The following is a 14,626-nucleotide window of genomic DNA, read 5'->3' on the forward strand; positions in this document are numbered from 1 at the left end:
TGCGCGCCGATGGTCGCCGAAGCACTCAGCCCCGAAGGGGCCACCGAGCTGGCCCGCGCGTTCAAGGTCCTCGGCGATCCGGTCCGGCTGCGGGTGCTCTCCCTGATCGCCGCCCGCAACGGCGGCGAGGTGTGCGTCTGCGAGATCACCGACGCGTTCGACCTGACCGGGCCGACCATCTCGTACCACCTGCGGCAGCTACGCGAATCCGGCCTGGTCGACTGCGAACGCCGGGGCACCTGGGTCTATTACTGGATCGTGCCCGGCAGGCTCGCCGGGCTGTCGCAGTTCCTCGACCCCTCCGACGCCGCCGAGGAGATGTCATGAGCACGGACCGGTCCCCGGAGCCGCGCATTGCGCCGATGCTCGACGCGCACGCCGACGCGGTCCTCGACATCTACCGCCTGGGCATCGCCACGGGCGACGCCACGTTCGAGACGGCACCGCCGAGCTGGGAGCAGTTCGCCGCCGGCCGGTTGCCCGAGCATCGCTTCGTCGCCGTCGATGGCGACCGCGTCCTCGGCTGGGTGGGCTGCTCGGCGGTGTCCGACCGGTGCGTCTACGCCGGTGTGGTGGAGCACTCCGTCTACGTCCACCCCGATGCCCGCGGCCGGGGAGTCGGCCGGGCGCTGCTGCAGGCGTTGATCGGCTCGACCGAGCGGGCCGGGATCTGGACCATCCAATCCGGCGTCTTCTCCGAGAACGCCGCCAGCCTGGCCCTGCACACGGCCTGCGGGTTCCGCGTCGTCGGCACCCGCGAGAGGATCGGCCGCCACCACGGCCGCTGGCGCGACGTCACCCTGCTGGAGCGCCGCAGCCCCACCATCGCGTGACCATGGGGCAGAGCGATGTGTGAAGAGTTTGGGTTCGGAGCTGACCCGGGCTCTTCAAGATCTGAAAGCGAACGCGATCCGCTATGACGCCGGGGGCTTGCTGCCCACCTGCAGGACGCTCTTGGGGCGGGTCACCTCGGCGAAGAAGTCGTTGCCCTTGTCGTCCACGACGATGAACGCCGGGAAGTCCTCGACCTCGATCTTCCACACCGCTTCCATGCCGAGTTCCGGGTATTCGAGCACCTCGACGTGCTTGATGCAGTCCTGGGCCAGCCGGGCGGCCGGGCCGCCGATCGAGCCGAGGTAGAACCCGCCGTGGCTCTGGCAGGCGCGGGTGACCTGACCCGACCGGTTGCCCTTGGCCAGCATGACCAGCGAACCGCCCGCGGCCTGGAACTTCTCCACGTACGAGTCCATCCGCCCGGCCGTGGTCGGGCCGAACGAGCCGGACGCGTACCCCTCGGGGGTCTTGGCCGGGCCCGCGTAGTAGACCGCGTGGTCGCGCAGGTACTGCGGCATCGGCTCGCCCGCGTCCAGCCGTTCGGCGATCTTCGCGTGGGCGATGTCGCGGGCCACCACCAGCGGACCGCTGAGCGACAGCCGGGTCTTCACCGGGTACTTCGACAGTTGCGCCCGGATCTCGTCCATCGGGCGGTTCAGGTCGACGCGGACGACCTCGTCGGTCTCCAGGTGCTCGTCCGTGACGTCGGGCAGGAACCGGGCCGGGTCGGTCTCCAGCCGCTCCAGCCACACCCCGGACGGCGTGATCTTGGCGAGGGCCTGGCGGTCGGCCGAGCAGGACACCGCGATGGCCACCGGGCAGGAGGCGCCGTGCCGGGGCAGGCGGATCACCCGTACGTCGTGACAGAAGTACCGGCCGCCGAACTGCGCCCCGATGCCGAAGTCGCGGGTCAGTTCGAGGACCGCCGCCTCCAACTCGACGTCGCGGAAGCCGTGCGCGGTCATCGACCCCTGCCGGGGCAGGTTGTCCAGGTACTTGGCGCTGGCCAGCTTCGCGGTCTTGAGCGCGTGCTCGGCGCTGGTGCCACCGATGACGACCGCGAGATGGTACGGCGGGCACGCCGACGTCCCGATCAGCCGCAGCTTCTCGTCCAGGAACTCCATCAGCCGCGCCGGGCTGAGCAGCGCCTTGGTCTCCTGGTACAGGTACGACTTGTTGGCCGAGCCGCCGCCCTTGGCCATGAACAGGAACTTGTACGCGTCCGGGTGCCCGCCCGGGTCCTCGGCGTACAGCTCGATCTGCGCGGGCAGGTTGGTGCCGGTGTTCTTCTCGTCCCACATCGTCAGCGGGGCGAGCTGCGAATACCGCAGGTTCAGCCTGGTGTACGCCTGGTAGACGCCCTGCGCGATCGCCCGCTCGTCCTGGCCGTCGGTGAGCACGTGGCGGCCGCGCTTGCCCATGACGATCGCGGTGCCGGTGTCCTGGCACATGGGCAGCACGCCGCCGGCCGCGATGTTCGCGTTGCGCAGCAGGTCCAGGGCGACGAAGCGGTCGTTCGCCGAGGCCTTGGGGTCGTCGATGATCGACCGCAGCTGGGTCAGGTGAGCGGGGCGCAGGTAATGCGCGATGTCGTGCATCGCCTCCGCGGTGAGCTGCGTGATCACCGACGACTCGACCGTCAGGAAGCGACGCCCGCCCGGCCCGTTGACCACGTCCACGCCCTCGTCCGTGACCAGGCGATATTCGGTCAGGTCGTCACCGATCGGCAACAACGGGGCATACGAGAAAGCGGCGGCTCTGCTCATGACCGGCAAGCCTAGGCCAGTGCCTGCTCAAGGTGCGAATCAACCTGCTCGATCAACGGCGAAGGGCACGTACGCGAGGTCCCGCCCCGACACCAGCACCAGCCCGCCGGGCCCCGTCGCGTACGGCTTGCCGGTGGTCTTCACCTCGGCCAGCACCGCGCCCGAGCCGGGACTGATCGCGGTGACCCGGCCCGCCTTCGGCTCCACCAGCACCGCCGCGTACGGCGTCAGCGCCGCCTGGGTGCCCGCGCCGATGGACCGCCGCCAACCGCCGCCGCCCCGGGCCAGGGAGCGCCCACGCGCGCCACGTCCGTCCCCCTCGCGCACGACCGCGTACCGGTCGTCGACCGCCAGCACCCGCTCCCCCTCGCCGCCGTGCCACAGCTCGCGCCCGTCGTGCGCCGCGATCAGCACCTGCCGCCCCACCGGGTCGACCCCGAGCACCACGTCGCCGCCGCCCACCGGGTCCCGGTCCTGCCGGCACTCGGCTCCGTCGTCGGCGGTCCGCAGGTTGAGGTCGCGCCGCCACACCGGATCGGTGGCCGGCGGGTCGGTCGCCGCCACCCGGTAGTAGCACGTGCCGTCGCGGGCCTCTCCGGTCACCGTGAGCAGGCGGCCCCCGGCCACCGTGACCCGCTGGCGCGTACCCTGCGCGACGGTCTGCACGAGCCGCCCCGCAGCCGTGTCGACGATCCGGACCTGGCGGTCCTCGGGCAGCCCGAGCAGGGCGGGCATGAGCGACGGCCCGGCGATCTGATCGTCGATCTGGCTGCCGGTCAGCGGCCGGGTGCCGGGCAGGTCGGGGTTGTCGCCGTCGAGCACGATGCCCAGGCTGGGCGACGGCACCCGCCACAGCGGGTCGCCGCCGCGCGGATCCCGGGCGGTCAGCTCGCAGCCCCCGTCACCGCAGTGCACATCCAAGATCGCATTCGTGTACGTCCAGACGGCCGTCGCCGCGGAATCGGTCCGCCGGACCGCGCCGGTGCGGGGATCGAGCACCTGGTATCCCTTGGTGATCAGCCGCCCGGTGACCACGACCGCGTTGGCGCCGCTGCCCGCCACCGCAGACCAGTCGGCGTCGGACTTCCACAGCCGCACCCCGGTTCCGGCCCCGTACGCCTCGATCGAGGTGCGGTACTCGACGATCACCACGTCGTCCGCGATCGTCACACTGCGCGGGGTTCCGCCCAGCCTGGCCTGCCACTTCGCGGCGCCCGGGGCGATGGGTTCGTCGCGGTCGATCCAGCTCCACAGCTTCGGGAACGGGTTCCACACTCCCGTGGCGGCCAGCACGATGACGACCACGACGGCGCAGACCGCGTAGCCTCGCCACCCACCGCCGGACGCCACGCCGGACAACCTAACGATCCCCGGCCGCCCCGCCCCGCAGCGCGATTCGCCCGTGTCGAGTCGTTATGACCCCGATGCGGCGGAACGCACCAACGGCAGCACCCGGTACGGAATCAGCTCCGCGAGGGCGATGATCGTGGAGGCGCGGACGATCCCCTCGTAGCCGACGATCTGGTCGATGACGCGCTGCAGGTCGGCGTTGGAGCGGGCCACGATCCGGCACACGATGTCCCCGGCCCCGGTGATCGTGTGCGCCTCCAGCACCTCGGGGATCTCGGCCAGGTGGGCGGCGACCGCGTCGTGGCCGTACCGCTGGCTGATCTCCAGGGTGACGAAGCTGGTCACCCCGAAACCGATCACGTCCGGCGCCACGTCCGGGCCGAAGCCACGGATCGCGCCGCGGGCGATCAACTTGTCCAGCCGGGCCTGAACCGTGCCGCGGGCGACCGCGAGACGGCGGGACAGTTCGAGCACGCCGATGCGTGGCTCGGCATGCAGCAGGGCGAGCAGCCGCGCGTCCAACGCGTCGAGCTGAACATCTTGTATAGCCATGGTGGTTCCAGAGGATACCGAATGCGCAGACTGATCAGCGCAGGACGAGACAGTTGCCCAGCGCTGTGACCTGCGCCAACCTCGGCACATGACGCAGATGATGGCAGCCGCCCAGTCGCCCGACGTCGACGTGTTCCCCGTCAAGGGCGTCGACTACCTGCAGTTTCTCGTGGGCAACGCGAAGCAGGCGGCCCACTACTACTCGACCGCGTTCGGGATGACCTGCGTCGCGTACCGGGGCCCCGAGCACGGCTACCGCGACCACGCCGAGTATGTCCTGGTCAGCGGGTCCGCACGGTTCCTGATCACCGGCGCGGTGCACGTCGACGCGCCCGGCGCCGACCACGTCACCCGGCACAGCGACGGCATCAAGGACATCGCCCTGGCCGTCCCGGACGTCGACGCCGCCTACCGGCACGCGATCGAGGCCGGCGCCCGCTCGGTCGCCGAGCCGCACGACGTCAAGGACGAACACGGCACGGTCCGGCTCGCCGCCATCGCCACGTACGGCGAGACCATCCACACGCTGGTCGACCGATCCGGCTACGACGGGCCGTTCCTGCCCGGCTTCGTGGCGCGCGGCCCGATTGTGGACCGGCAGCCCGCGATCGACGCCGGCCTGCAGCCCAAGCGCTTCTTCCAGGCGGTCGACCACGTCGTCGGCAACGTCGAGCTCGGCAAGATGGACGAGTGGGTGGAGTTCTACCGCCGGGTCATGGGCTTCACCAACATGGCCGAGTTCGTCGGCGACGACATCGCCACGGACTACTCGGCCCTGATGAGCAAGGTCGTCGCGGACGGCACCCGCAAGGTCAAGTTCCCGCTGAACGAGCCGGCCGTCTCGAAGCGCAAGTCGCAGATCGACGAGTACCTGGAGTTCTACGGCGGCCCCGGCGCCCAGCACATCGCCGTCGCCACCAACGACATCCTGGCCAGCGTCGACGCCATGCGCGCCGCCGGTGTCGAGTTCCTGGCCACCCCCGACTCGTACTACGACGACCCGGAGCTGCGGGCCCGCATCGGCAACGTCCGGGTCCCGATCGAGGAGCTCAAGAAGCGCCGCATCCTGGTCGACCGCGACGAGGACGGCTACCTGCTGCAGATCTTCACCAAGCCGGTGCAGGACCGCCCGACGGTCTTCTTCGAGCTGATCGAGCGGCACGGCTCGCTCGGCTTCGGCAAGGGCAACTTCAAGGCCCTGTTCGAGGCGATCGAGCGGGAGCAGGAACTGCGCGGCAACCTGTAACACTGTCTGCGTGACACAGCAATCCGACGCGGGCGGCCGGCCCGGCACCCCAACCGGGTACGGGCCGCCACCCGCCCCCGTCCCCGGCCAGCCCGCCGGCCCGCCGCCCGGGCACCCCCAGCCGGCCTACGGCCCACCGCCCGGATACGCGCCACCGCCCAGCTACGGCCCGCCGCCCGGCCACGGGCCGGCGCCTGTGTATGGGCCAGCGCCCGGGTACCGGCCAGCGCCCGGGTATGGGCCAGCGCCCGGGTACCCGCCTCCGCCCGGGTACCCGCCTCCGCCCGGGTACGGGCCGGGGGCCGCCTACGGACCGCCTCCCGGTCTTGGCTACCGGCCGGCGGCCTTGAGCCCGGCTGGTCAGCCGCTGGCGGACTTCGCCACGCGGCTGCTGGCTTATCTCATCGACGCCGCCATCCTCACGGGCGCGCTGATGGTCGTCTTCATGCCGATCCTGATACTGATGATCAGCCGGATGAGCGATGTCACGGCGACGGTCGACCCGTACGCCGGACCGACCGAATTCCCGGACCTCTTCAGCGAGTTCTTCCTGCCGGTGTTGCTGGTGGAGCTCGGCCTCTTCGTGCTCGCCCTGGCGGCGTACTACGTCTACTACGTGGAGATGATGTACCGCTCCGGGCAGACCGTCGGGAAGAAGGCCCTCAAGATCCGGGTGGTGCCGCTGGACCCCGCCGCGACGCTGACCCGGGGCATGGCCGCCCGGCGGTATCTCGTCGCCTACGTCGGCGGGACCCTCGTGCCGATGCTGGGCTGGCTCGACGGGCTGTGGCAGTTGTGGGACAAGCCGTTCCAGCAGACGCTGCATGACAAGGCCGGGCAGACTGTCGTCGTTAAGGTTCCGGCATGACCGACTGCACCGCCGCGTGGCAAGGGCCAGGAGGACATGTCATGGGGGAAGCCGCATGACCTCCCTGCCCCCAGGCTGGTACAAGGATCCCGCCGACCCGGCGACCCAGCGCTGGTGGGACGGCGAGGGCTGGGTGGGCAAGCCGATCCCGGCCGACGCCGTGCCGCCGGAGGGTCCGCCCCCGGAGGAGGCGCCCACCTCACCGGTCGCGGCGCCGAACGCCGCCACGCCGGGCGCGTCCATCCCCGGCCATCGGGCGCCCGGCACCACACCCGATCCGAACGCACCCGGTGCGGCGTCTCCCGGTGCGGCATCTCCGTCCGCGGCTCATCCCGGCGTGCCCTACCCGGGCAGCGCCCAGCCGGGGAGTACCCAGCCGGGCATCCCCCAGCCGGGCATCCCCCAGCCGGGCATCCCCCAGCCGGGCGGGCCTCAGCCAGGTATGCCTCAGCCGGGCGAGCCTCAGCCGGGCGGGCCTCAGCCGGGTGGGCTGCAGCCGGGTATGCCGTACCCGGGGCCTTACCCCGGGGGCCCTTACCCCGGGGGCCCTTACCCCGGCGGCCCTTACCCCGGCGGCCCTTATCCCGGCGGTCCCTATCCGGGCGGGTTCCATCCGGGTGGGCACGGACCTTCCGCACCGGCTCCCCCACAGGGCTGGGGCCTACCGCCCGGCTGGCAACCACCGCCGGGATGGCAGCCACCACCAGGCTGGCAACCGCCGCCCGGGGCGCAGCCGCCGCCGGGGTGGCAGCCGCCCGCGCCGGGGACACCCGGCTACTCCTGGGCGTACGTTCCGCAACTGCGCCCGCACGGCTTCGCGCTGGCCGGGTTCGGCCGTCGGCTCGTCGCCCGGATGGTCGACGTCGTCATGGTGCTACTGCTCAACATCGCCGTGAACGGCTGGTTCGCGTACCAGTGGTGGCTGGAGGTCGAGCCGATCCTGCGCGCCGCCATGGCCGACCCGGCCAACGCGACGCCGCAGCCGGCGTCAATGCGTGCCAGCTACCTCATGTTCACGATCCTGATCATCGCGACCGCGCTGTGGTTCGCGTACGAGGTGCCGGCCACCGCGAACCACGGCCAGACCCTCGGCAAGCGGCTCATGCAGGTCAAGGTGCTCCGGATGGAGAACACCGACCAGATCGGCTTCGGCCGCGCGTTCCGGCGCTGGGCCCGGCTCGGCCTGTGGACCCCGTTCTGGACGTTCTGGGGGCTCGGGCTGGTGATGCAGTTCATCGACTCGGTGTCGCTGCTGTTCGATCCACGGCTGCGGCAGGCACTGCATGACAAGTCCGCGCAGACCGTGGTGGTCGCGCTTCCGGCGGGGTACCGCCGCCCTGTCGAGGCCGCCGGTGGCGGCGACCACTCCGGAGGAGAGAAATGACCCGGCTCACCCGTGCCGACCTGGACACCCTGCCCGCGTACGTGGCGGGGCGCAACGTCGCCGACCTGGCCCGCGAACTCGGCCTGACCGAGGCCATCAAGCTGGCCAGCAACGAAGTCCCGTACGGGCCGCTGCCCGGCGTGCCCGAGGCGATCGCCGAGGCGGCCCGCACGGTGCACCGCTACCCCGACATGGGTGTGGTCGCGCTGCGCGAACGGCTGGCCGACCGGTACGGCGTGAGTCCCGACCGCGTAGTCACCGGCTGCGGCTCGGTGGGGCTGGCCGAGACCCTGGCCAAGGTGACCTGTCTGCCCGGCGACGAGATCGTGCACGCGTGGCGGTCCTTCGAGGCGTACCCGATCATCGCCACGGGCGCGGGCGCCACCGGCATACGTGTGCCCAACACCGCCGGGCACGGCCACGACCTGTCCGCGATGGCCGACGCGATCACGGACCGGACCCGCCTGGTTATCGTGTGCAACCCGAACAACCCGACCGGCACCAGCGTGCGCCGCGCCGAGTTGGACCGGTTCCTCGCGCAGGTGCCCGACGACGTGCTCGTGGTGCTCGACGAGGCGTACCGGGAGTTCGTCACGGACGAGCAGGTGCCCGATGCCCTCGAGACGTACGGTGACCGCCCCAACGTCGTGGTGCTGCGCACCATGTCCAAGGCGTGGGGCCTGGCCGGTCTGCGCATGGGTTTCCTGGTGGCCCAGCCGGAGGTGGCCGCGACCATCCGCAAGGTGGTGACGCCGTTCTCCACGAACCTGCTGGCGCAGGCCGCCGCCCTGGCCGCGCTGGACGCCGAGGATGAGGTGACGCGCCGCTGCGCGCTGATCATCGCCGAGCGCGACCGGATCACCGAGGCGCTGCGCAAGCTGCAGCTGGAGGTTCCGGCTAGTCAGGCCAACTTCGTGTGGCTGCCGCTGGGCGACCGGGCCGCGGCGTTCGGCGCGGCGTGCGAGGCGCGCGGGGTCATCGTCCGCGCCTTCCAGCCGGACGGTGTGCGCGTGACCATCGGCACCCCGGAGGAGAACGACGCGTTCCTCGCCGCCGCGGAGCATGCGCTCGCCTGACCTCGCCGCCTACCTCGCGACCAGCAGAGAGACCCGACCTCGCCGCCTACCCCGCGACCAGCAGGGAGACCCGCATGCGGTGGAAGGTTTGGGTGTCGGCGACGGTGTAGCGCTGCGCCAGCGCCGCCCGGACGGCCGGGGGGACGCTGCTGAGGATGTCGTCGTCCGGGTTGGTGGAGACCAGCCAGACGCGCTGGTAACCGGCCAGGGCGGCGACCGGGTCGGCGCGGTCGCGGCGTTGCCACGACCACGGCTGCCCGCTCGGCGGCTCGGTGAGCACCTCGGGCGGCACGGGCCTACCGGCCTGTTCGAGTTCGTACCGGAAGGCGCGGTGGGTCTTGCGGTATCCGGTGTAGACGACCCCGTCGCCGGGTGACTCGTGGTCGCCGAGATAGCGGGCGGCCGCCGCGAAGGCGAACTCGTTCTCCACCGCGTCGGAGCGGACGAACCGCTGATCCGGCAGGCCCGCCGCGGCCAGCGCGACCACGGCGGCCAGCGCGACGGGAACGAGCGCGCGGGTGGAACCGGCGAGGCGGCGCAGCGCCCACCCCGCGGCGAGGACCCACGCCGGCACGGTGAACAGCAGGTACCGGGGATAGAACAGGCTGAACTCGTCGAACGTGTAGTACGCGACCACCGGCGGCAGCACGGCCCAGACCGCCAGCAGGAGACCCGGCCGCCGATCCGGAGCCGGGGTCGCGTGCATCAGCGCGAGCGCGGCCACGCCCAGCACCACGATAGATCCGGCCACCGCGCCGCTCATGAACATGCTGGCCGGGAACGACTCCACCCGTGCCCAGACCGGATCGGGCACCCAACTGATCTGGCCGCCCTGCCGGCTCCCCACCAGCACCAGCGGTGCGGCGATCAGTAGCGCGGCACCCACCGCGAGCGGCCAGCCGAACAGGATCGGGCGGCGCCGCGCCCCGGCCCGGGCGAGCACCGCCGCCACGACGACCAGGTGCGCGGCCAGCGCCATGAGCGCGACGATGTGGCTGCACGCCACCCACAGCACGGCCAGGCCGTAACCCACCCATCGCCACGGGGACGGCTTCTCCAGCGCCCGCATCAGCAGCAGGGCGGCCGCGACGGTGGCGGCCAGGGTCATCGCGTACGGGCGGGCCTCCTGGCCGTACCGCGAGATCGCCGGGATCACCGCCAGCAGCAGCCCCGCGACCACACCGCTCGGTGCGTCGAACAGCCGCCGCCCGAGCAACGCCAGCAACCCGGCCGCCACGGCCATGAACAGCGCCGACGGCAGGCGCAGCGCGGTCGGAGAGGCGCCGAACACCCCGATCCAGACGTGCATCAGTACGTAATAGGGGAAGAGCACCACGTCGACCGTGCCCACCAGGTGACGCAGATCTCCCCACGACAGCGAGGCGGCCCACCACGTCGCGTGCTCGTCGCGCCACAGCTGCCGGTCGCCGATGCCGAACAGCATCACCGCCAGTGTGAACGCGAACGGCGCCGCCGCGACGGCGGCCGCCGAGCGCACAGTGGACGGTTTCGGCACGGGAACCGGCGCGGCGTCGACCAGCTCACCATCCGGGGTCGGCCCGGCACCCGTGGTGACCCCGATGGCCATCTACCCGTCACCCCCGTCGTTCCGCTCTCCCGCGAGCGACCGATCCTACGGAGGCCGATCCACCTTCGGTCGCGCGGCACGATTCCAGTGGCGGTGTGCCAATTCCGGCCGACCTGTCGCAGGTGAGCAGACCGCCCGTCGCGTCCTGGTGCTCTGCTTCACGTCCCGATTCCCCCGTACGCTCGCGTAACCGGGCGAAGGCGGCCTGCCGCTCACCTGCAACACATCCAGCGTCGCCGTTGGACCTTGAACGAAGCGTGAAAGACTCGTATCGGTCCTTGTGGGTATCTTGAATTCCCTGGTCAGGGAAACGCCGTGGTGGCGTCGATGGAGGTGGCATGGCGGCGGAGTTCGGTGTGCTCGGCGCCGTGGAGGCCCGGCTCGACGGCCGACCCGTCGATCTGGGTCATGCCCGGCAACGGTGCGTACTGGGCGTGCTGCTCGTCGAGGCCGGCCGTCCGGTCCCGGTCGACCAGCTCGTCGACCGGGTGTGGGGCGAGGATGTCCCGCAGCGGGTCGCCGGGGCGCTCTACAGCTACCTGTCCCGGCTGCGGCGGGCGGTCGCCGACGCGGACGGGGTGGAGATCCAGCGGCAATCGGCCGGCTACCTCCTCACCGTCGACCCGCAGGCGGTGGACATCCACCGGTTTCGCCGGTTGATCACGCTTGCCCGGTCGGCGGAGTCGGACCGGTCGGCCGCCGAGCTGTTCGCGCAGGCCCTCGGCTGCTGGCGCGGTGAACCGTTCGCGGGCCTGGACACTCCGTGGCTCACCTCGACCCGGCACACGCTGCTCAGCGAACGGTTCGCCGCCGAGCTCGACCGCAACGACGTGCTGCTGCGGCTGGGCCGCCACGGCGAGCTGCTCCCGGCGCTGTCCGCCGCCGTCGCCGAGCACCCGCTGGACGAACGGCTGGCCGAGCAGTCGATGCTCGCCCTCTACCGGTGCGGCCGCCAGGCCGACGCCGACGAGCAGTACCGGCGGATCCGCCGCTGCCTGGCCGAACAGCTCGGCAGCGATCCCGGTGCCGGACTGCGCCGGCTGCACGAGCGGATTCTGGCCGCCGACCCGGGCCTCGCCGCACCGAGTGCGGACGTGCCCGAGCCGCGGCAGACCGGACCGGCTCCGGTACCGGCGCAGCTGCCCGCCGACGTGCGCGCCTTCGCCGGGCGTACCGATGAACTGGCCGCGCTGGACCGGCTGCTGTCGCAGCCGGTCGGCGATGACCCGCGGCACTCCGCGGCCACGGCGGTGACCATCGCGGTCCTCTCGGGTACGCCCGGAGTCGGCAAGTCCGCCCTGGCCGTACGGTGGGCGCACCGCGTTCGGGACGCCTTCCCCGACGGGCAGCTCTACGTGAACCTGCGCGGCTACGACGCCGAACAGCCGGTGGTGCCCGCCGACGCGCTGGCCTGGTTCCTCACCGCGCTCGGCGTACGCGCACCGGAGCTGCCGCTGGAGCTCGACGAGCGGGCCGGGCGCTACCGGTCCGAGCTGGCCGGCCGGCGGATGCTCGTGCTGCTGGACAACGTCTCCTCGGTGGAGCAGGTCCGGCCGTTGCTGCCCGGCGCGGGATCGTGCCTGGTGCTGATCACCAGCCGGGATTCCCTGCCCGGAATGGTCGCGGTGCACGGGGCCGAACGGCTCAACCTCGACCTGCTTCCCCCGGCGGACGCGGTGGGTCTGCTGCGCCGGCTGATCGGCGCCCGGGTGGACCGCGAGCCGTCCGCCGCCGCGGAGCTGGCCGACGCCTGCGCCCGGCTGCCGCTGGCGCTGCGGATCGCGGCCGAGCTGGCCGCGGCGCGCTCCGACGTTCCGCTGGCCGAGCTGGTCGCCGAGCTGGCCGACCACCAGCGGCGGCTCGATCTGCTCGACGCGGGCGGCGATCCGCGCGCCGAGGTGCGGGCGGTCTTCTCCTGGTCGTACCAGAACCTGTCCGGCGAGGCGGCCCGCGCGTTCCGGCTGCTCGGGCTGCCGCCCGGGGTCAACCTGCACGTCGACGCGGCGGCGGCGCTGACCGGCACCGGCGTCGGCGACGCGCGGCGGCTGCTCGGCCTGCTGGCCCGGGCCAGCCTGATCCACACCTCCGGCGGCGGCCGGTACGGCATGCACGACCTGCTGCGCGCCTACGCCGCCGAACTCGCCAGCCGGCACGACACCGCACCGGACCGGGAGGCGGCCCTGACCCGCCTGTTCGACCATTACCTGGCCGGGTCCGTCGCGGCGATGGCGGCGCTGTACCCGACCCCCGCCCCGGCGCGCGACCTGGCGGCGGGCGGCACCACCGGTGACGCGGACGCGGCCCGCGCCTGGCTCGAGGCCGAATGGCCCAACCTGGCCGCCGCCTGCACGTACGGTGCCACGCACGGCTGGCACCGCCACGCCATCGCCCTGGCCGAGACCCTGTTCCGCTACCTCGACGCGGGCGGGCCGGTCGCCGAGGCGGTGACCGTCACGGCGTCGGCCGCGGCGGCCGCCCGGGCCGTCGGCGACCGGGACGCGCAGGCCCGGGCGCTGAGCAACCTGGGACGGCTGCACCGGCGGCAGGGCCGGCTCGACCGCGCGGCCGAGTCCTACCAGCAGGCGCTGACTCTCTACACCGGACTCGGCGATGACGCCGCCGTCGCCGGGGCGCTGCGCAACCTGGGCAGCGTCCACTGGCGGCAGGGCCACTACCGGCAGGCCGCGGACCACTATCAGCAGGCGTGGACGCGGTACCGGCGGTTGGGTGACGAGGCGGGCGAGGCCGACGCGCTGGTCCGGCTGGGCCTGGTAGACGAGCGGCTGGGCGACTCCGCGCAGGCGGTGCGGCGGCTCCGGCCGGCACTGGAGCTCTACGCCCGGCTCGGCGACCGGTTCAGCGAGGCGTACGTGCTGTCGCTGCTGGCCCGGCTGGGCCCGGACCCGGATCAGCTCGCGCCGACGGCCGCGTCGCTGGAGCTGAGCCTCGCCGCGGTCCGGCAGGCCGGTGACCGTACCCGGGAGGCGTACGTGCTGACCGACCTCGCCGCGGTCCACGCCCGGCGCGGACGGCTTGCCGAGGCCGCTGCTCACCTGCGGGAGGCCCTGGTGCTGCACCGCCGGATCGGGGACCGGGCCAGCGAGGCCGAGGCGCTCAACGACCTGGGCCAGGTGTTGCGCGCGGCGGGCGACGCCGCGCAGGCCGCCGCCGAACACGGCCAGGCCCTCGCCCTGGCCCGCGAGATCGGCGACCGGTACGAGCAGGCCCGCGCGCACGACGGCATCGCCGCCGCGGATCAGGTCACCGGCGAGCCCGACCGGGCACTGTCGCATGTGGAGCAGGCGCGGCGGCTGTTCGCCGACCTCGCGGTGCCCGCGCCGACGATCGGCGTCCCGGCGGCGGGATCCGGGCGGTAGTCACACCCGGACGACGCCCTCCACCCACAGCACGGTGACCGGGCGTCCCCGCGCCCGGGCGTAGGCCACGATGTCGGCGGTGCCGCCCACCCCGCGACCGGGCTGCCCGTCCCAGACGGCGAAGAGGTGGTCGCAGCGGTCGACCAGGACCTGCCCGGCGGCCAGGAACGCCTGATCGCTGGGCTGCGGATAGGGCAGGGTGAGCACCGTCGTGGCGGCCCGCCGAAGCTGTTCGAGCCGGGCCCTGCCGTCGTCGGTGACCAGCGAGCTGGCGTAGTCCGCGCAGGGCAGGATCGCCTCCAGCACGCCCCCGGCCGCCACGACGTGCGCGGCGAACAGCTGGTCGGCGCCCTCGGCGAGGTTCGACACCCCGTACAACTGGGCGCCGACGGGCAGGACCCGGCGCCAGTGCTCCACCGCACGGTCGACGATTCTCGGCGGGAGAATCTGGTGACCGGTAACTCCGAACCGCACTGCGACCCCCGTACGACGGCTCGTTCCGCTCAGAAACACCACGACGATACGGACGCCGCCCCCGGTACGGCCAGGGCAGTGGCATCCGTCATTCTCCGCGTCGACGGTGGT

The 14,626-nt window shown here is 72.6% G+C and carries 12 protein-coding genes; 7 read left to right on the plus strand and 5 right to left on the minus strand.

Annotated features, from left to right (window positions below; all coding sequences use genetic code 11):
• Positions 1-9 precede the first annotated feature (9 nt).
• Both EV385_RS11550 and EV385_RS11555 read left to right on the plus strand, forming a co-directional pair.
• Positions 10-327: an ArsR/SmtB family transcription factor gene (locus EV385_RS11550; protein WP_130513238.1), complete on the plus strand. Its 318-nt coding sequence runs from the start codon at positions 10-12 to the stop codon at positions 325-327.
• Positions 324-833, plus strand: a complete 510-nt coding sequence (locus EV385_RS11555; protein ID WP_423203037.1) for a GNAT family N-acetyltransferase — start codon at positions 324-326, stop codon at positions 831-833. Before EV385_RS11550 ends, EV385_RS11555 begins: the two co-directional genes overlap by 4 nt.
• Positions 834-914: 81 nt before the next feature.
• On the opposite strand, the gene EV385_RS11560 is transcribed toward EV385_RS11555, so the two are convergent.
• The 3 genes from EV385_RS11560 to EV385_RS11570 form a co-directional block, all read right to left on the minus strand.
• A complete protein-coding gene (locus EV385_RS11560) occupies positions 915-2,600 on the minus strand; it encodes a fumarate hydratase (RefSeq protein ID WP_130509478.1) in 1,686 nt (561 codons plus the stop codon).
• A 39-nt stretch (positions 2,601-2,639) separates the two neighbouring features.
• Positions 2,640-3,950 carry a PQQ-binding-like beta-propeller repeat protein gene (locus EV385_RS11565; RefSeq protein ID WP_130509479.1) on the minus strand — a complete coding sequence of 437 codons (1,311 nt, stop codon included), beginning with the start codon at positions 3,948-3,950 and terminating at the stop codon, positions 2,640-2,642.
• Between the two features lie 63 nt (positions 3,951-4,013).
• Positions 4,014-4,502, minus strand: coding sequence for an Lrp/AsnC family transcriptional regulator (locus EV385_RS11570; protein ID WP_130509480.1), 489 nt, complete (start codon positions 4,500-4,502; stop codon positions 4,014-4,016).
• A gap of 88 nt (positions 4,503-4,590) precedes the next feature.
• Between EV385_RS11570 and hppD the strand changes: the two genes are divergently transcribed.
• The 4 genes from hppD (at position 4,591) to hisC (ending at position 9,076) form a co-directional block, all read left to right on the plus strand.
• Positions 4,591-5,748: a 4-hydroxyphenylpyruvate dioxygenase gene (gene hppD, locus EV385_RS11575; protein WP_207229804.1), complete on the plus strand. Its 1,158-nt coding sequence runs from the start codon at positions 4,591-4,593 to the stop codon at positions 5,746-5,748.
• Positions 5,749-6,094: 346 nt separating this feature from the next.
• Positions 6,095-6,616, plus strand: a complete 522-nt coding sequence (locus EV385_RS11580) for an RDD family protein (protein WP_242624835.1) — start codon at positions 6,095-6,097, stop codon at positions 6,614-6,616.
• A 55-nt stretch (positions 6,617-6,671) separates the two neighbouring features.
• On the plus strand, positions 6,672-8,000 hold the full coding sequence (locus EV385_RS35660; protein ID WP_423203038.1) for an RDD family protein: 1,329 nt from the start codon (positions 6,672-6,674) through the stop codon (positions 7,998-8,000).
• A complete protein-coding gene (gene hisC / locus EV385_RS11595) occupies positions 7,997-9,076 on the plus strand; it encodes a histidinol-phosphate transaminase (protein ID WP_130509481.1) in 1,080 nt (359 codons plus the stop codon). Before EV385_RS35660 ends, hisC begins: the two co-directional genes overlap by 4 nt.
• Before the next feature lie 46 nt (positions 9,077-9,122).
• Here the strand turns inward: hisC and EV385_RS11600 are convergent, their stop codons facing one another.
• Positions 9,123-10,664, minus strand: coding sequence for a glycosyltransferase family 39 protein (locus EV385_RS11600; RefSeq protein WP_130509482.1), 1,542 nt, complete (start codon positions 10,662-10,664; stop codon positions 9,123-9,125).
• Positions 10,665-11,002: 338 nt separating this feature from the next.
• Here EV385_RS11600 and EV385_RS11605 point away from each other — a divergent pair, with 338 nt between their 5' ends.
• Positions 11,003-14,041, plus strand: coding sequence for an AfsR/SARP family transcriptional regulator (locus EV385_RS11605; protein WP_130509483.1), 3,039 nt, complete (start codon positions 11,003-11,005; stop codon positions 14,039-14,041).
• On the opposite strand, the gene EV385_RS11610 is transcribed toward EV385_RS11605, so the two are convergent.
• A complete protein-coding gene (locus EV385_RS11610) occupies positions 14,042-14,515 on the minus strand; it encodes a hypothetical protein (RefSeq protein WP_130509484.1) in 474 nt (157 codons plus the stop codon). It lies immediately after the preceding gene.
• Positions 14,516-14,626 lie beyond the last annotated feature (111 nt).

Origin of the sequence: Krasilnikovia cinnamomea (assembly GCF_004217545.1) — a bacterium.
Lineage (GTDB): Bacteria > Actinomycetota > Actinomycetes > Mycobacteriales > Micromonosporaceae > Actinoplanes > Actinoplanes cinnamomeus.